This window comes from Leuconostoc sp. BM2, assembly GCF_002095565.1.
GTDB lineage: Bacteria > Bacillota > Bacilli > Lactobacillales > Lactobacillaceae > Leuconostoc > Leuconostoc falkenbergense.
Map to the genome: position 1 here is coordinate 1 of NZ_MOWQ01000037.1, position 15,850 is coordinate 15,850.

The following is a 15,850-nucleotide window of genomic DNA, read 5'->3' on the forward strand; positions in this document are numbered from 1 at the left end:
TTGTTCTTGCCTTGTCAACTACTTTCTTCGTTGACTCGCTCAAACTCTCGGCTCGTTGCCTCTTGGACAACTATTAAAACTATACGCTCTTTTTTCCCTTTGTCAATACCTTTTTTCTGTTTTATTCTTCAAAGCTCACAAAAGCCGTTGTTTGCAAGGTTTCAAGCAGCGGATGAATTTTGTTAGCCGGTACAAATACTAGCAGATAATTCAATTCTTTTTCAATTTTCGGCATATCTTTAACATCAAACGAATAAATTGACATTAAACTATCACCGCCTGAAACACTGGTCAGTTCTCCCAAACGCCAGTCATCAAAGTCAACAGGCCCTAGGGACTTCAATCCTCTTAATACTGCCCCCAAAGACGTATCATTATTATGCCGATGCATTTTCGTTGTAAAAAAACGATACGTTTGATCTTTGGTTTTTTCTACCAAAAAGTAGGGTAAATTATCTTTGACCGCGATTGTGGTCGCTGCGATTAGTGACATTTTTTATTTTTCACTTTCCGATGCGTGTCAACGCTTCTTTAATCCATTCTTCTTTTTTATTTGCGATTGGTGAGAAACCATAATCCAAATGATAGTTCGTCCAAAAACGTTTGCGAAGGTTGGTGTTTTTTATTAGTGGCGCTTGGGCATATACATGCATATCTTCTTGACGCAATGACAAGCTAATTTTGCCATTGTATTGTTCAATATCCATAATCACCACTTCCACCTCTTTACCAAGAGTGAGTTCATGCTTCAAATCTCGCACAACCCCTGATTTACATTCAGAAATGTGAATTAACCCTTGTGTATGTTCATCAAGTGCCACAAAAGCACCATAAGGCTGAATACCCGTTATTCTACCTTTTAGTTTTTGCCCAACAAAATATGACATGTAATTAACCTCTACAAATTATTATATCACGACCATTAATTTCACGTGTAGTCCGTTCAAGTGCACAAAAAAAGCAGGTTACTCACCTGCAATTGTAATTGTCTTTACAACAACATCTTCTTTGGGCTTATCCATCATATTAACCTGTGTTTTGGCAATATCGTCAACTACATCAAGGCCTTCAATAACTTGACCAAAAACAGTATGTTTACCGTCTAACCATGGCGTACCACCGTTTTGTCGATAATAATCCGCCATTTCTGATGGAACATTCTTCAGAGCAGAAGCCATTTGGGCGGGAAATTCAGACGCTTGGACAATGAAAAATTGTGATCCATTTGTGTTTGGACCAGCATTAGCCATTGATAAAGCGCCTCGAACATTAAACAATTGTTCACTGAATTCGTCTTCGAAGCTGTTGCCCCAAATGCTTTCGCCGCCCATTCCCGTACCGTCAGGATCGCCACCCTGAATCATGAAGTCGCGGATAACCCGATGAAAAATACCACCATTATAGTAGCCATTTTTAGCATGGGTTGTAAAATTCTCAACCGTTTTTGGCGCCAAATCAGCAAACAGCTTTATCTTAATAGCACCGTGGTTAGTGTCAAACGTCGCCACTGGGCCCGCAAAATTTTGTGGTTCTAATTGTGGAAATTCTGCCATGTTGTATGTTGTCTCCTAAATAAATTAAACTTCGTCTTCAAAATCAGGATCAATAACAACATCCCCATTTTCAATTTCTTCAAGTGCTTGTCCAACTGATTTGTTGGATTTAAATGTCTCTTGCGTTGGTGGCATACCAGCATCTAATTCTCGCGCACGCTTCGCTCCTAGCGCAATCAACTTGTACCGCGAATCAACTTTCTCTAAGAGCTTATCAACTGATGGATATAATAACATTTATATTCTCCTTAAATTAAATTTGTTCAAATACGCGTGTGACACGCAAACGTTCAGCCGTAATTATGGCCTTAATACGATCAACTGCACGAGATACAACATCATTTTCAACTGCATAATCGTAGTTTATCATCATTTTAAGTTCTTCACGAGCTGCTGCCACACGTTTTTCAATCACTTCACTAGAATCAGTGCCACGACCAACCAATCGCGAACGCAGATTTGTTAAATCTGGTGGCGTTAAGAAAATATAAGTACCCTCAGGCATTTTAGATTTTACTTGAAGTGCCCCTTGAACATCAATTTCAAGGAAAACATCTCTACCACTTGCAAGTGTTTGATCAATAAAGCTCTTAGGGGTGCCGTAGTAATTATTAACATACTGGGCATATTCTAACATGTCGCCGTTATTAATTCTTTCTTCAAATTGTTCGCGTGTCACGAAGAAATAATCCTCACCATCTACTTCACCCTTACGAGGCGAACGCGTTGTTGCTGAAATGGAATATTGAAAATCAATTCCATCTTCTTCAAAAATCGCCTTGCGAACAGTTCCTTTACCCACCCCAGATGGGCCAGAAAGCACAATCAATAAACCACGCTGTGTCATAATTTTCCTCTTTATAAACTAATAGACTGATTATACCAATTTTCGACCTATAATTCAATAAATATATGTATCGAGCTGGATGATTGAATATTTGTTCGCATGGACACATTTTGTGGTTATCAACAAATTTTCCAATTTTATCAACAGACAAAGCCTAATAAATTATTCAAGAAATTATTAAGAGTCCATAAAAATATTGCTTTTTTGAACATTTGTTCGTATGATGGAATTAATCAATTACGAGTGGAGCAGATGAATATGCAAAATTATATTGTACGCCATCAATTTAGGTCACCGTTAGGTCGTATGTTAAAAGGATTAAAGCAGCTTTTTACACCGAAAAAGCATGTTCCTTTGAAGCGCCAACTCACTGCTAATCAAATCATCACAAGATTGACATGCGCCATCAACCAAGAGGAACCTGTTACAATTCAGATTAACCAATCCCTCTTGAGCGAAGAAATCACCGAATTAACAGGTTATGTGTACCAAACACAAGCCGGTCAACTTTGGTTGCATGCCATAAAAACGCATCAATCAATGATAATTATTCCAGGGACAATTCGCCATATCACGCTACTCATCAACTGCAAAGCCTAAAAAAAACACGTCAGTCGTACCAACACAAAGAGATAGAATGGCATCTAACTTTGGTTGTTACTATCCGTACGTGTTTTTTAGGCAAGCTTTTCCAAATCCGAACCATTTAATTGACGCAATAAGCTATTAATCGCAGCAACATCAATATAATGATCAAGATCTATAATGCCACTCACAATTTTGCCCAAACCTGTGATGGCTTTTTTTTGACTTAAGAACTTCAAGTAAGATTTGACCTCACCACCAATACCATCTATGTCCGACCATTGTGGCGTCCAATACGCCATCAAATGTTGTTGCACAAAATCGTTCAACACATTAGCATCCCATTGTTCGTGCGTTAGATTATACTCTTTAGCAATACCGACATGAAATGCGTGCAATAAGTTGATGACATTCTCACTCACAACACCTTTAACTGAGTTTCCTTTAAATTGTGCGAGACGTTTTTCTGCGTATGCTTCTTCAGCTTGAAGTTCTTCAGCTGTTAAAGTTTCATTGGACTTTAAGAATGCTTCTGAAACTTTGAGTGGCTTCATTTTTGGTTCTAAACCACGAAATGTTTCGGCAATAACTGCCATATTAAAATCATCATCGGCATCATTTTCGCTTAAAAACTTAAATTGTAAGGTATCAATAGCATTTGATGTTTTCATCATTTCTGAAACATCTTTACCTTGCCACTTGAAAAAGTTGATTGCCATCACTGTACGCATAATCATACGCCAAAAATTAACATCAAAATTGGTCGTCTGCGCAACAAAACGATCGTTGACTTGGCTTTCTTTGACCAAAAATTGTTGCATATCAAATAGCACCGGTACTAGTAAAACAAAATAACGCCAATCACGGTCGTCACTATTAACTAAGGCAGCCTGCATCGTTTCATTTAAATTAATCGTTGCCCGTTCATTACTGGTAAATTGCGTAAAATGTTGTTGGACCATAGTAGCAATAACATCATCAAGAAAGAATGAGGCTACTTCAAAGATTTCCGGTGCATATTTATTGCGATGCGTCAAAAAATATCGTGCCCTCAAAAAGCCTGCAAACTCATCATAGTTGAAGGCTGGTATTGTTTTCCTTGAGGTTAACTTTTGTTTAGATTGTACGTGACGCATCTTTTTAATTTGTGCTGATTTGCCTTGTTTCATAACATTTTGTGTCTCAATGGTCATCTGACCATTTGACAGCTTCCTCCTTATATACTGAGATCTAAGTTATATTTACCGTTTCCAAATTCTTTTAGTCTGAATTGAAACACCTGATCTTCGCGGGCCAATAGCGGTGTTTTAATGGTTGCTTGTTGTGATCCCTCTAACTCAGCAATTTCAATCGCACTATTAATACGTGAAATGACAGGTGCAAAAGCTTTAGGATCTGCTGAAACATAAAACATCTCAGCATTGCCATAAGTTGATGATTTCCGTACTAAATTAACCAAGATTTTGTAACGATTTGCATCAAAAATAATATGATTGTAGTTAAAATCTCGTGCGTAGTGAAAGAGTGATGATAAAAATGCCGAAGCATCAAATTTTTCGTTTGCCATAAAATGTCCTTAATTTATTCTGATTTGATTATACTATAAAAAAACCAACCTCACTAATGGTGTCCCGTTTTAATTCAATTTTTTAAAATCAGTGAAAATATTAAGGATTGAATATTTCACAGAATAGGCGTAGACTGGTATCGTTACTTTTAATAAAAATCTTGTAAATGCCTATTTATTAACATTAGTTATTTTTACAAGGTAAAAGGAGAGACTTTTGAAAGTCAAAGAAAAACAGTTTCTAGGACAGCCACGTGGATTACTCACACTGTTTATGACAGAGATGTGGGAGCGATTTTCCTATTATGGCATGCGCGCCATTCTACTCTACTATATGTGGTCATTAATCGCTGACGGTCAACTCAACGTTAGTCGTGCTACGGCTGCTTCCATTATGGCCATTTATGCTTCAATGGTTTACCTCACTGGTGCAATTGGTGGTTTTGTCGCCGATCGCATACTCGGGCCACGTCGAACAGTTTTCTGGGGTGGCGTATTGATAATGGCTGGGCACATTGCTTTATCAACGCCATTTGGCGCCAAAGCATTATTTTTGTCAGTCATTCTTATCGTACTGGGTACTGGCTTTTTGAAACCCAATGTCTCAACGTTAGTTGGCTCATTATATAGTGATGATGACAAACGCCGTGACGCTGGCTTCTCTATTTTCGTTTTTGGTATTAATTTGGGTGGCTTCGTTGCACCATTATTAGTTGGAAAAGCACAAGAAATGGCCGGATACCACGTTGGCTTTTCTTTGGCCGCTATCGGCATGTTCATTGGTTTAATACAGTATCATTTCGGTGCAAATAAAAACTTGTCGGCCACAACAATGCAGCCGAGTGACCCACTATCTGAAAATGAAATTAAACCCCTATTAACAAAGATAATCATGGGCGTTACGGCATTAATTTTGATCATTGTTGGTATGATATTAGTTGGTTGGAACAGTTTACCTGATTTCATTAATTTGCTAACCCTTGTTGCCATTTTAATTCCAGTCACTTATTTTATCACCATGATTTCTTCCAAGAAAATAACCAAATCAGAGCGTTCCAGAGTAATTGCTTATATTCCATTATTTTTAGCCGCTGTTTTATTTTGGGCAATCGAAGAGCAAGGTGCCATTGTGTTAGCCACTTTCGCTGCAGAACGCGTTGATTTGTCTTTCTTTCCAGCTTCTTGGTTCCAATCTTTGAATCCATTTTTCATCATGCTTTACACACCATTTTTTGCCGTTTTGTGGTCAAAGTGGCAAAAGCAGCCAACATCACCAATGAAATTTGCGATTGGCTTAATGTTTGCTGGATCAAGCTTTCTGCTCATGGCCGTTCCCGGTTCCCTATTTGGGACAGATGTTAAAGTTTCACCTTTTTGGTTAGTCGGTTCATGGGCACTAGTCATTGTTGGTGAAATGTTGATTTCTCCAGTTGGCCTATCGGTCACGACAAAGCTGGCACCAAAAGCCTTTAATTCACAAATGATGTCGATGTGGTTTTTATCCAGTGCAGTAGGTTCTGCGCTTAACGCACAACTCGTTACATTGTATAGTGCTAAAAATGAAGTTGGTTATTTTTTCTGGTTTGGTTCAGGAACCATTGTATTGGGTATTGTTCTCGTCTTCTTATCACATTATATACATCGCTTAATGCAAGGCATTAACTAAAAAAGATTGTCCTTTGGCGGACAATCTTTTTTAGTTTAGCCAATTTGTAGAATAACCATAAACGCTACAAAGACTATGCCTAAACCATACATAATTGGATGAACTTCTTTACCACGGCCAGTCACTAACATTAAAAATGGATAAACAATGAAGCCTAAAGCAATGCCATCTGAAATACTATACGATAACGGCATTCCCAGCACTGTGAGAAAAGCTGCCGCAGCCATTGGAAAATCTTCCCAATCAATGCTGCCCAAACTACCAGCCATCAACACGCCTACAACAATCAGTGCAGGTGCTGTGACTTGTGATGTCACCACAGTTAGTAATGGTGAAAATGCTAATGCCAGTATAAAGAAAATCCCTGTGAAAACACTAGTCAATCCTGTTCGACCACCAACAGCTATTCCTGTTGATGATTCAATATAGGCTGTTGTAGGCGAAGTACCAAGCAACGAACCACCAAGCATACCAATTGAGTCAGCCATTAGCGCTTTCCCTGCATTGGGTAATTCATTATTAACCAAAAAACCACCTGCACGAGCAGCACCAATTAATGAACCAGCGGTATCAAAGAAAGCCACTAATAAGAAAGTCACAACAGCAACTAACATTTGTAATGAGCCAAGGTCTTTCAATCCAAAAATTGCTTGTCCAAATGTCGGCTTTAAGCTAGGCACTGTACTAATAATTTCAGTGGGCGCGTGAACCTGTCCGATTATTAAACCAGCAACAGCAGTAATCACTAATCCAATGAAAATTGCGCCGGGAACATGGCGCGCAAATAAAGCAAACGTTACCAAAATACCAAATATTGTCAGTAATGTCGCAGGCTTACTCCAATCGCCAAAACCAATGATTGTGTCTTTATTGGCAGCAACAATACCGCCATCAGACAACCCCAAAAAGGCGATGAAAAGACCAATACCACCTGCAATTGCTGATTTTAGATCAGCAGGAATCGCATTAATAATGACCTCACGAATTTTAAAAATAGTTAACAGCCAGAATATGACTCCAGAAACAAACACAGCTGCCAAGGCCGTTTGCCACTTAACGCCCATCCCTAAAACAACAGAATAAGCAAAAAAAGCATTGATTCCCAAGCCCGGTGCGATGGCAAATGGATACTTTGCAACGATACCCATAAATATTGTGGCAATCGCAGCAATTAACCCTGTGGCGGTAAACACAGCCCCCTTATCCATGCCTGCAGCACCTAAAACGCTGGGGTTAACAAACAAAATATACGCCATGGACACAAATGTGGTTAATCCCGCCACAAACTCAGTTCTAATCGTTGTGTGATTAGCGCTTAAGTTAAAATACTTCTCAATCATGCCTATTTTTTCTCCTCACTTTTTTAAATATGAACCACTAAAATACGGTTACATCTCAAAATGACACAAAACTAATTGTCGCACTTTTTTGAATCAAATACAAAAGCACGGACAAAATTTGGCCATAAAAAAAGTAAGCACTTTGCTTACTTAAGTGTCACAATTGTCGCGCCATCACCGCCTGCATTCGCGTTAGCAAAGTGATAAGACGCAACACGCCGGTCTGATCGTAAAAATTCTGTTACACCTTGTCGTAGTGCACCTGTTCCTTTTCCGTGAATAATTTCAACCGGACTTATATTAGCCAATACCGCTGTATCAAGGTATTTGTCTAGCTCGCTAAGGGCAGCTTCGTAACGTATACCTCGTAAATCAAGCGTTGATTTGACCGTAGCGCGTGCCGATCCTGTCGCTTTTGTGCGCGTCATTTTTTGTTGTCTCTGCTTCGACTTTTCCTTTTGAGCCTTGATTGTCGCCTCAGTTTTTACAATGTCGTCTTCATCAACTAACATCTTTAAAATGCCCATTTCTACTTCCCATTGGCCATTACTGTGTTTTTTGACAAGCGTTCCTTGTTGCCCGTAGGATTGTACGGTAATGTCATCTCCAGGTGATAACTGTTTGGCCTTTTTGGCTTTTTGAAGTACTTTATTCTTTTCCAAGCTCACATTTTGACGTAAATTATCAAGTTGCCCTTTCTTTTGTTGCAACTCTTGCTCAGTAGATGTGGCTTTTGCACCACCATTTAAACGTTCTCGACGAATCTCACTAATTAATTGCTCTGCTTTCTTTTTGGTAGCTGCAACAATGTGATTAGCTTCATTTTTGGCATCTAACAATATACGTGCTTGATCTTTTTCAAGTTGCATTTCTTTGTCACGTAACGCTTCGGCTTGGGATTTTGTATCTTTTAACTGATTAGTCAATGATACATTTTTCTTTTTTACCTCGTCACGTTGCGCCACCAAATCAGCAATCATATTGTTCAGATCTTGATCTGAGTCATTGGTCAAAGATGTCGCTGCACCAATCACATCCTCACCAAATCCTAAACGCTTAGCAATCGCTAAAGCGTTAGATTGCCCAGGGACACCCATCAAAAATTGATAAGTTGGTTGTAGCGTTTCAACATCAAACACCATCGATGCATTTTGTGTCTCAGGTCGATTATAACCATATAACTTTAATTCAGGATAATGCGTCGTGGCAATCGTATAAGCACCTAGGCTCGCAACTTTATCCAAAATAGCGATTGCTAACGCAGCCCCCTCAGCCGGATCGGTACCGGCACCGAGTTCATCAAAAATCACTAAACTTTTATCATCAATTTTATCTAGCATTGACACAATGTTTGCCATGTGAGAACTAAATGTTGATAGATTTTGTTCGATAGATTGTTCGTCGCCAATATCTGCAAAAACTTCTTTAAAAATACCGACAGTTGATGGTCGCTTTGTCGTAATAAACAATCCTGATTGTGCCATCAATTGTAACAGTCCTAATGTTTTAATGGTGATTGTTTTACCACCAGTGTTAGGTCCCGTGATAATAATGGTTTTATAATGCTCACCAATCGCAATATCATTTGCCACAGCAACTTTTTGATCAAGTAATGGGTGCCAAGCCTGTGCTAATGAAATATGATTGGCTGGATTAACGAGTGGTTGCATAGCATTTAATTTTGCAGCCAATCGGGCTTTAGCGTTTACAAAATCAAAGTGACCGAGAATCGACACGTTACGTTGAATTTCAGTCACGTATGGCATTAGCTCAGCTGATAATTCCTGTAACACCCGCTGTTCTTCCGCGTGTGCTTTAACGCGCAATTCACTAATTTTATTATTTAAATCAACAACCGACTGTGGCTCAATGTACAGTGTCAAACCAGATTGACTTTGGTCATGGACAACGCCACCAAATTGATGACGATACTCCGCTTTGACCGGTATGACATAGCGATCCGCACGAATCGTGACAATAGGATCGCTCAAATACTGAGCAGATTTACCACGCGTAAACGCCTGCATTTGATTTTTAACCGCATTCTCATTACCCACAATTTTCCCGCGCAGAGATTTTAGTTCAAAAGAAGCCTCATCATTAATGCGACCGGTTTCGTCAATAGCAATTTGAATCAGTCGTGTTACATCAGGTAACGTTGCTAAGTTTGCCGCCTGTTCTGGTAGCACATGCAATGATTCACCAATCGTTTCGTCTTGCATTTGTACAAAAAAATTAGCGATTGTGCCTGTATTACGTAGCACTTGACCTACCTGAGAAATTTCAGTTGCACTTAGTGACGCTTGCATAGTCAAACGCTTCAAATGAGCGCTGATATCAGCTAATTTACTGAGTGGAATGCCACCCTTGAGGCGATCAATTAAAACAGCATCAGCTGTCTCTTGCAACCAATAATTGATTTCTTGCTCATCAATACTTGGCAGTAATTCGCGACCTTCCTGTTGTCCTGATGATGTCACTAAAAATGCCGCTAATTGGGATTTAATTTTGTCGTATTCAAGTGTTTCTAAAACTTTACTGTTCATCTATTTTTCCTAAAAAATTATAACCACCAATGGTAAATTTGGTCAGCCAAAAATGGCGTTTTATCCAGTATGGTATTAAGCATTGGTGTGTTTAAAAATTGATCTTGCACCCATGTATTGGGAACAACTGATAATAGTTCGAGCACAAAGAAGGCAATACTTGCACCAATGAGCCCACAAAATAGTGCACCTAAAATACCATCTAACCAACCAAGAATCGGTAAACGTCGTACAATTTTAAACGTTCTCAAAATCGCATGACTGAGTAGACCACCAATAATGATAATCAAACCAAAAATAAGACCAGAAGCTAAAAACTGTGATCCATCCCCAACGACTGATTCGGGAATTGTTGTACGAACAAATTGCCCAGAAACAAGATGGGTCAAATATTGGCCAATTGGCTGAGATAATTTGATGGCAATATACCATACCACTACCCACAAAATAACGCGCAACACTGCACGTATGACCCCTTGACGATACCCAGAAAAAATCCACAACAACACGAATAAAAACGATAATCCTAGTATGATCATTGTTCAGTACGCTTAAAGATTTGATTCGAAGTACGCGAGCGACTTTCCTGCTTTGCCGTGTCAATAATACTTGACACGGCACTTGTTTTAGTCTTAGGTTGCGTAGGTATTTCGTTACGCTTCTTGTCAAGTTCGGCCTGCAATCGCGCAACTTGTTGCTGCAAATCATCTATTTCTGCTTGCTTGTACAGTTGATCAGAAATCGCATTGAACGTCACCAATGTGGCTTGATCTAAAGGTGCAAGTTTTGGCGCCACAAGGGATATTTGGGCAAATTGCTTATTGATCAATTCTTCGGTTGCTTTAAAATGAGGAATGCTCGCATGACCGGAAATAACGTATTTCTTGCCGGCAATGACGGCTTTATATTGTCTTTTTGCTTGTTTTGTCATGCTTCAATTATACAATAAATCCTATCAACGCGCTAAAAATCAAAGTAATCCTTTTTGATTGGACTATTTGAATTGACACAATCAAACTTGATCAATATAATGTTGCCAGATTTTAGGGTAGTTTGAGTGTCTATTTTACTGAGGTATCATCATATTTCGATCGGAGGCATAACAAACATTTATTTGAAAAAAATATATCTGCCCTAACGAATTCGATATCTTTTAACTTTTCGTTTTTTGCGTTATGATTAACGTATCGCGTAAACGTTTACATTACCAAAATCATTATACATTTAGGAGGCATTATAATGGCCGCATATTATATTTTCGAAATAAATTATTCACGAAATCATGCCTTAATCAAGGCAGCACACGTCTATCGGGTCACAAATGATCATCAATTTGATGCAACTAAAGTTATCTCGCTCGACCGAGAAACGATTGCAACCAAAATCCAAAGCGGATTTGGTTTTAGGGTATTAACGAAAAACGACGGTCAATGGCATGTCGGCGATCTAGTGCAAATTGATGAAAATGGTTACATTAAAATTACGCCTGATGGTATTAAAGCTGATTATTTGGGTCATCTGCCAACTTATGACTAGTTTTACCTCATAAAGCCTAAAGATTGAAATTATTGATTTGATTTTGAAAAATGGTTTGTCCTATAATTTTGTAGTAAGAGGTAATCAATGAAAAACGATAAATTTATCAAATATTTGAGTTGGACAGCTACCATCATGTCAATTATGATGTATGTTTCTTATATCCCTCAAATTTTGAATAATCTCTCTGGTTCTAAAGGTAATCCCGTGCAACCCCTAGTTGCCGCTGTTAACTGTGCCTTGTGGGTTACCTATGGCCTGATCAAAGAAGACCGTGACCTGCCATTAGCAGCAGCCAATTTCCCCGGTATTATCTTTGGCATTGTCACTTTCTGGACCGCATTATAAAATTAATCATCACTTTTTAGTTGACATGTAACTCATGTCTTTTTTTCTATCCTCACAAAAAAACGAGCCCTGATGAGTGGCTCGATCGCGCGATGTGCAAATATTTTATATTATTGGTGTGCGTTTAAAACAGATTGCGCATATGCCTCTGTGTCTTTTGCATCTTGCAAAGCATTGTCTAATTGTTTTTGTAAATCAGAATTCTTATTGTTGGCTTCACTTAGTTTTTGTTGCGCATCGTTTAATTGATTTTGCAATTGTGAGGCTTTGTTATTAGCATCTGAGAGCTGGGTTTGAACGTTATCAAGTTCCTTTTGTTTATCGGCAACTTTTTGATTGCCTTCAGCGATTTTTTGATTGATTTCGTCAATTTTTTGTTGAATTTCTTGTTGCTTTTGTTGTAACTCTTGTTACTTTTGGTTGTTAGCCTGTGTCAATTGATCTTTGGCTTGTGCCAATTGATTTTGAAGACTAGTTAATTGAGATTGCATGTTTGCTACATTGTTTTGCGCATCTGTCAATTGATTCTGCGCCGTAGTAGTTTGCGTGCTCAATGATGTAATTTGATTTGACTGTGCTGTCAATTTAGCACCCAACTGGTCAATAATCGAACGTGTATGGCTTAAGTTAGGTGACTCTTGCCATGAGTTATTGTCGGCTAAGACGATTCCTGTGCCAAAAGCTGCGGCAATAGCTAACGTAGCAATAGTTTTTTTGTATTTCATCATTTCTCCTAGAAAATTGTTCATAATTTGCACATGTTTAATATCATACTTTGTATATATACATTTGTCAATCAAAATATATACATTACTTATTTTTTATTTTCTATTAGAAACCTTGCCATAAAGCTATTGCTATTCGTTTATCAATGTTTAACCATTTTTGTTATAATTATGTTCAAAATTGATACTGAAATGAAAAAAAGACATCAGCGAAAACTAATGTCTTTTAACATGATTAGCTACTAATCCCTTGATAACTGGTAATCACTTTTTAAAATGATAATAAATCATCGCCGTCACCATCATCAATCCTAACGCTGAACATGACACCAAATAGAACCAAATATTAATGAAATCTTCAGAACTTAAATACATGGCAATATCTCCTTAAAAATATTACCCCTCTTGCTAATTATTTTACACCCATTTTTATCATTTTAAACTAATTATATATTACTGTATTATCACAAAAAAATTAAATGTTGTCATTACTTTTCTTTTTTCATGACAATATAATAGTTAATCATTGCGATTGTAATCATGATACTAGCAAATATTTTAAACCATAGCGCTTCAATGACCATGCTGAGTAAAATGCTGCCAACAATAGTAATTAAAACGAGATTGTTCGCTGTCTTTAAATTCATAGCGTCTCTCCATTTCAAAACTCATTTAATTGCCATTATACACTTATTTATTTCTAAAAAAATATAATACAAAAATATTTATCTCGTCATTTTCTGCATCGTTATACACTCACTTGTTTTTATCACATGACCCATTTAAGGCAACCGACACATCCTATTGATAATTTTTTAGTTCAGTGCTCCAATTCTAAAACGCTAAATCCACAATTATAATCGCAGATACCACTAACTATTTCACCGCTAGTTTTGTTAATTTAGTAATAATTTTCGCACTGACACACTTTTAGTTTTCTTGTACTGTCTGGTATGATTAATGTACGCAAAAAACATTTTATTTTTTGTGAGTTTGTGAAGCTTTAACAATTAAAAGGACTATATTTTCTGGCAAACATTATAGTTGAATACATTGACTTGGTAACAAGCATATAGCGAAAACACTACTAGGAGAATTAACAATGACAACAGAAAATGAAGCAATTAAGACTCAAACAGTAGCTTATGGCTGGCAACTAGTATTACCTGTAAACACTATTGTTATGGATAATGATCAAGGTAACATAGCTATTGGCGATACTTCTGATAACTTTAAGGGTGGTCCAGTGATAATACTCAAAGTTAGCGAAAATGAGGCTACCGTAGAAGCTAGTGGCTACTTTGAGGAAGGAATATCCATTACCTTAGATAAAAAAATCATTATCAAACGTCGTGCTGATTTTGAAGATAATTAATACTGCTACTGGCATAAAAAACAATCACAGTCTTACTATTTGCCAAGCACCTCCTTTAACATATACCCTCTCTATCAACACGTCCCAGCGCTTATAGCAACAACCGACTCTCAATATGCTTAACATTTCATTGCTGGCAGAAAGTAGCTTTGTTGATAAACTATGAAACAAAATTACAATTCAAGGTTTGCTATATTTCAGCCTAGTCTATACACTCACATTTTGGATACAAGGAGAACAGCATGAACAATCGTATTTTATTTTTTATTATGATAGTTAGTTTAGTCCTCGGAATATTTTTGGTCTTGGTTAGTCAAAAAATAGCAAACCGCTACACTAAGTCACTGCTCGTTCTGGTGGGCATCGCTTTGGTTGGATATGCCTTATACTTATTCTGGCCACATCAAGTCGCTTAGCAATTAAAACGCCACTAAATACGATAATATACTCTGTTCACGTGAACTCATTCAGCTCTTCTATTGCATATCTGTCCCTCTCATTATAGAAAAGAATACGATATCCTGTATTTGTTGACAATAAAAGGCGTTGCATCAGGTTTTGATACCTTATGCAACGCCTTGAAATATACTAGTAGCGCTAGAGGGACTTTTTCTAACCCTTTAACATCAGTATTCATGGCGGTTTTTACCACTTTGTTTACCACTTATATACTTATTTTTGCTAATATGTTCCCCGCTTCATCACTCGCCCTTTTGGTTATATCACTATAAACATTCAAAGTAATTGAAGCGTCTGCATGACCTAAATAGGTCTGTACCTGTTTAACGGTTGCTCCCTGATCCAATGCTAATGTTGCCCACGTATGTCGTAACTTGTGCATGGATAAACCAACCGCTACACCGTACCTATCACTAACATCATGCAACCATTTATTAGGTCTCAACGGCTGTAAAGTATTACCGCCATGAGTAAATACAAAATTATCATCCCCGTTGTATTTGGTCGTATCATACCAACTTGACATAACAGATAACATTTTATTATCAATTTTGAGTGTTCTCTTACTCGTTCGGCTTTTTGGTTCTTTAATATACGTGCTACCACCTAAGCCACGTCCCAATGCTTGTGTGATAGATACATAGCCATTATCAAAATCAATATGTCGCCACTGCAAGGCTAACAACTCTTCTGTTCTCATCCCCGTGAATGCTCCCAATCTTAACAGGGTGTATGCCTGTTGGTTTATTTTACTGTACTGACTGTCTAGAACTTCTACAAATGCCTTAAACTCATCAACATCCATAAATTGCTTGGGTTTGTTAATCACCTTGCGCTCTCTGGGTAAATCAATCTTAGTAAATGGATTGACTGCAATGACATCCATTTTAACTGCCACATCTCGCAAACGTCTAAAATATCCAGTGACTTTTTTGTACATCTGCATATCTCGCTGTAATGTGTTAATATAGCGTTGTAAGTCAAGTGGTTTTATATCAGTCAATAATGTATCACGCCATGTGGGTAGTACGTGAAGCCTGAAGATTGTCATTGTTTTACCCAATGTACTTTCTTCCACAGAATGCTGATATGTTTCTAACCAAATATCATACAACTCTTTAACATTCATATTGTTTGGGGTTGTTTTTTTCTACCAGAAGTCAAGTGTTTCAAGGAATTTAGCTTCTTTTTATGATGCTGCAATTGGTCATCAAGCACTACTAAAATAAACCGATGTCTTCACATTGGTTTTGCAAAATGTTAGGCTTATAAATGTACAATTCTAGCGCTTTGACGCTGTATC

At 37.8% G+C, this 15,850-nt stretch carries 20 protein-coding genes and 1 pseudogene; 6 read left to right on the forward strand and 15 right to left on the reverse strand.

The genetic code is table 11. The annotated features are described in order from the left end of the window. Positions 1 to 121: 121 nt before the first annotated feature. From BMG01_RS08740 to gmk, 5 genes are all read right to left on the reverse strand, one after another. On the reverse strand, positions 122 to 493 hold the full coding sequence (locus BMG01_RS08740; protein WP_004910603.1) for a hypothetical protein: 372 nt from the start codon (positions 491 to 493) through the stop codon (positions 122 to 124). A gap of 10 nt (positions 494 to 503) precedes the next feature. Next, positions 504 to 887: a CvfD/Ygs/GSP13 family RNA-binding post-transcriptional regulator gene (locus BMG01_RS08745; protein ID WP_004910606.1), complete on the reverse strand. Its 384-nt coding sequence runs from the start codon at positions 885 to 887 to the stop codon at positions 504 to 506. Between the two features lie 78 nt (positions 888 to 965). Beyond that, a complete protein-coding gene (locus BMG01_RS08750) occupies positions 966 to 1,553 on the reverse strand; it encodes a peptidylprolyl isomerase (protein WP_004910607.1) in 588 nt (195 codons plus the stop codon). A gap of 24 nt (positions 1,554 to 1,577) precedes the next feature. Then, a complete protein-coding gene (gene rpoZ / locus BMG01_RS08755) occupies positions 1,578 to 1,790 on the reverse strand; it encodes a DNA-directed RNA polymerase subunit omega (protein ID WP_004910609.1) in 213 nt (70 codons plus the stop codon). 16 nt (positions 1,791 to 1,806) lie between these two features. Next, positions 1,807 to 2,400, reverse strand: a complete 594-nt coding sequence (gene gmk, locus BMG01_RS08760; RefSeq protein ID WP_036068250.1) for a guanylate kinase — start codon at positions 2,398 to 2,400, stop codon at positions 1,807 to 1,809. 258 nt (positions 2,401 to 2,658) lie between these two features. On the opposite strand from gmk, the gene BMG01_RS08765 reads away from it, so the two are divergent. Then, positions 2,659 to 3,000: a hypothetical protein gene (locus tag BMG01_RS08765; RefSeq protein WP_004910613.1), complete on the forward strand. Its 342-nt coding sequence runs from the start codon at positions 2,659 to 2,661 to the stop codon at positions 2,998 to 3,000. A gap of 77 nt (positions 3,001 to 3,077) precedes the next feature. Here the strand turns inward: BMG01_RS08765 and BMG01_RS08770 are convergent, their stop codons facing one another. Beyond that, positions 3,078 to 4,154: a hypothetical protein gene (locus BMG01_RS08770; protein WP_036066299.1), complete on the reverse strand. Its 1,077-nt coding sequence runs from the start codon at positions 4,152 to 4,154 to the stop codon at positions 3,078 to 3,080. Between the two features lie 47 nt (positions 4,155 to 4,201). Beyond that, on the reverse strand, positions 4,202 to 4,552 hold the full coding sequence (locus tag BMG01_RS08775) for a hypothetical protein (protein ID WP_004910615.1): 351 nt from the start codon (positions 4,550 to 4,552) through the stop codon (positions 4,202 to 4,204). Between the two features lie 217 nt (positions 4,553 to 4,769). Between BMG01_RS08775 and BMG01_RS08780 the strand changes: the two genes are divergently transcribed. After that, on the forward strand, positions 4,770 to 6,218 hold the full coding sequence (locus tag BMG01_RS08780; RefSeq protein ID WP_004910616.1) for a peptide MFS transporter: 1,449 nt from the start codon (positions 4,770 to 4,772) through the stop codon (positions 6,216 to 6,218). A gap of 35 nt (positions 6,219 to 6,253) precedes the next feature. Here the strand turns inward: BMG01_RS08780 and BMG01_RS08785 are convergent, their stop codons facing one another. The 4 genes from BMG01_RS08785 to zapA form a co-directional block, all read right to left on the reverse strand. After that, the gene (locus tag BMG01_RS08785) at positions 6,254 to 7,558 is read right to left on the reverse strand and encodes an NCS2 family permease (RefSeq protein ID WP_004910618.1); all 1,305 of its coding nucleotides are present in this window, start codon (positions 7,556 to 7,558) and stop codon (positions 6,254 to 6,256) included. Positions 7,559 to 7,704: 146 nt separating this feature from the next. Beyond that, positions 7,705 to 10,104, reverse strand: coding sequence for an endonuclease MutS2 (locus BMG01_RS08790; protein WP_004910620.1), 2,400 nt, complete (start codon positions 10,102 to 10,104; stop codon positions 7,705 to 7,707). A gap of 17 nt (positions 10,105 to 10,121) precedes the next feature. After that, complete coding sequence (locus BMG01_RS08795; RefSeq protein ID WP_036066294.1) at positions 10,122 to 10,643, reverse strand: CvpA family protein; 522 nt, start codon at positions 10,641 to 10,643, stop codon at positions 10,122 to 10,124. Further along, positions 10,640 to 11,035 (reverse strand): cell division protein ZapA, encoded by a 396-nt coding sequence (gene zapA, locus BMG01_RS08800; RefSeq protein WP_004910622.1) that lies wholly within the window; start codon positions 11,033 to 11,035, stop codon positions 10,640 to 10,642. The genes BMG01_RS08795 and zapA overlap by 4 nt, the downstream gene beginning before the upstream one ends. A gap of 308 nt (positions 11,036 to 11,343) precedes the next feature. On the opposite strand from zapA, the gene BMG01_RS08805 reads away from it, so the two are divergent. Beyond that, positions 11,344 to 11,640, forward strand: a complete 297-nt coding sequence (locus tag BMG01_RS08805; RefSeq protein ID WP_004910624.1) for a hypothetical protein — start codon at positions 11,344 to 11,346, stop codon at positions 11,638 to 11,640. A gap of 87 nt (positions 11,641 to 11,727) precedes the next feature. Beyond that, on the forward strand, positions 11,728 to 11,988 hold the full coding sequence (locus tag BMG01_RS08810; protein WP_004910627.1) for a SemiSWEET family transporter: 261 nt from the start codon (positions 11,728 to 11,730) through the stop codon (positions 11,986 to 11,988). 110 nt (positions 11,989 to 12,098) lie between these two features. On the opposite strand, the gene BMG01_RS11480 is transcribed toward BMG01_RS08810, so the two are convergent. The 3 genes from BMG01_RS11480 to BMG01_RS11350 all read right to left on the reverse strand — a co-directional run bounded on the left by BMG01_RS11480 (position 12,099) and on the right by BMG01_RS11350 (position 13,360). After that, the gene (locus BMG01_RS11480) at positions 12,099 to 12,245 is read right to left on the reverse strand and encodes a hypothetical protein (RefSeq protein ID WP_004910629.1); all 147 of its coding nucleotides are present in this window, start codon (positions 12,243 to 12,245) and stop codon (positions 12,099 to 12,101) included. A gap of 153 nt (positions 12,246 to 12,398) precedes the next feature. Continuing rightward, positions 12,399 to 12,713, reverse strand: coding sequence for a hypothetical protein (locus BMG01_RS11485; protein WP_004910630.1), 315 nt, complete (start codon positions 12,711 to 12,713; stop codon positions 12,399 to 12,401). 488 nt (positions 12,714 to 13,201) lie between these two features. Next, entirely contained in the window at positions 13,202 to 13,360 is a 159-nt protein-coding gene (locus BMG01_RS11350; RefSeq protein WP_004910632.1) for a hypothetical protein, read from the reverse strand. Positions 13,361 to 13,815: 455 nt separating this feature from the next. On the opposite strand from BMG01_RS11350, the gene BMG01_RS08820 reads away from it, so the two are divergent. Together BMG01_RS08820 and BMG01_RS11215 are read left to right on the forward strand one after the other, a co-directional pair. Then, a complete protein-coding gene (locus BMG01_RS08820) occupies positions 13,816 to 14,088 on the forward strand; it encodes a hypothetical protein (RefSeq protein WP_004910633.1) in 273 nt (90 codons plus the stop codon). A gap of 242 nt (positions 14,089 to 14,330) precedes the next feature. Then, positions 14,331 to 14,504 carry a hypothetical protein gene (locus tag BMG01_RS11215; RefSeq protein WP_004910635.1) on the forward strand — a complete coding sequence of 58 codons (174 nt, stop codon included), beginning with the start codon at positions 14,331 to 14,333 and terminating at the stop codon, positions 14,502 to 14,504. Positions 14,505 to 14,752: 248 nt separating this feature from the next. Here the strand turns inward: BMG01_RS11215 and BMG01_RS08825 are convergent. Beyond that, positions 14,753 to 15,697: pseudogene (locus BMG01_RS08825) on the reverse strand (tyrosine-type recombinase/integrase); the annotation flags it as partial. Between the last annotated feature and the right edge of the window lie 153 nt (positions 15,698 to 15,850).

Excerpts from the sequence above, each read along its gene's own strand:
- BMG01_RS08740 (WP_004910603.1), bottom strand. The coding sequence starts at position 493 with ATGTCACTAATCGCAGCGACCACAATCGCGGTCAAAGATAATTTACCC.
- BMG01_RS08745 (WP_004910606.1), bottom strand. The coding sequence starts at position 887 with ATGTCATATTTTGTTGGGCAAAAACTAAAAGGTAGAATAACGGGTATT.
- BMG01_RS08750 (WP_004910607.1), bottom strand. The coding sequence starts at position 1,553 with ATGGCAGAATTTCCACAATTAGAACCACAAAATTTTGCGGGCCCAGTG.
- rpoZ (WP_004910609.1), bottom strand. The coding sequence starts at position 1,790 with ATGTTATTATATCCATCAGTTGATAAGCTCTTAGAGAAAGTTGATTCG.
- gmk (WP_036068250.1), bottom strand. The coding sequence starts at position 2,400 with ATGACACAGCGTGGTTTATTGATTGTGCTTTCTGGCCCATCTGGGGTG.
- BMG01_RS08765 (WP_004910613.1), top strand. The coding sequence starts at position 2,659 with ATGCAAAATTATATTGTACGCCATCAATTTAGGTCACCGTTAGGTCGT.
- BMG01_RS08770 (WP_036066299.1), bottom strand. The coding sequence starts at position 4,154 with ATGAAACAAGGCAAATCAGCACAAATTAAAAAGATGCGTCACGTACAA.
- BMG01_RS08775 (WP_004910615.1), bottom strand. The coding sequence starts at position 4,552 with ATGGCAAACGAAAAATTTGATGCTTCGGCATTTTTATCATCACTCTTT.
- BMG01_RS08785 (WP_004910618.1), bottom strand. The coding sequence starts at position 7,558 with ATGATTGAGAAGTATTTTAACTTAAGCGCTAATCACACAACGATTAGA.
- BMG01_RS08790 (WP_004910620.1), bottom strand. The coding sequence starts at position 10,104 with ATGAACAGTAAAGTTTTAGAAACACTTGAATACGACAAAATTAAATCC.
- BMG01_RS08795 (WP_036066294.1), bottom strand. The coding sequence starts at position 10,643 with ATGATCATACTAGGATTATCGTTTTTATTCGTGTTGTTGTGGATTTTT.
- zapA (WP_004910622.1), bottom strand. The coding sequence starts at position 11,035 with ATGACAAAACAAGCAAAAAGACAATATAAAGCCGTCATTGCCGGCAAG.
- BMG01_RS08805 (WP_004910624.1), top strand. The coding sequence starts at position 11,344 with ATGGCCGCATATTATATTTTCGAAATAAATTATTCACGAAATCATGCC.
- BMG01_RS08810 (WP_004910627.1), top strand. The coding sequence starts at position 11,728 with ATGAAAAACGATAAATTTATCAAATATTTGAGTTGGACAGCTACCATC.
- BMG01_RS11485 (WP_004910630.1), bottom strand. The coding sequence starts at position 12,713 with ATGAAATACAAAAAAACTATTGCTACGTTAGCTATTGCCGCAGCTTTT.
- BMG01_RS11350 (WP_004910632.1), bottom strand. The coding sequence starts at position 13,360 with ATGAATTTAAAGACAGCGAACAATCTCGTTTTAATTACTATTGTTGGC.
- BMG01_RS08820 (WP_004910633.1), top strand. The coding sequence starts at position 13,816 with ATGACAACAGAAAATGAAGCAATTAAGACTCAAACAGTAGCTTATGGC.
- BMG01_RS11215 (WP_004910635.1), top strand. The coding sequence starts at position 14,331 with ATGAACAATCGTATTTTATTTTTTATTATGATAGTTAGTTTAGTCCTC.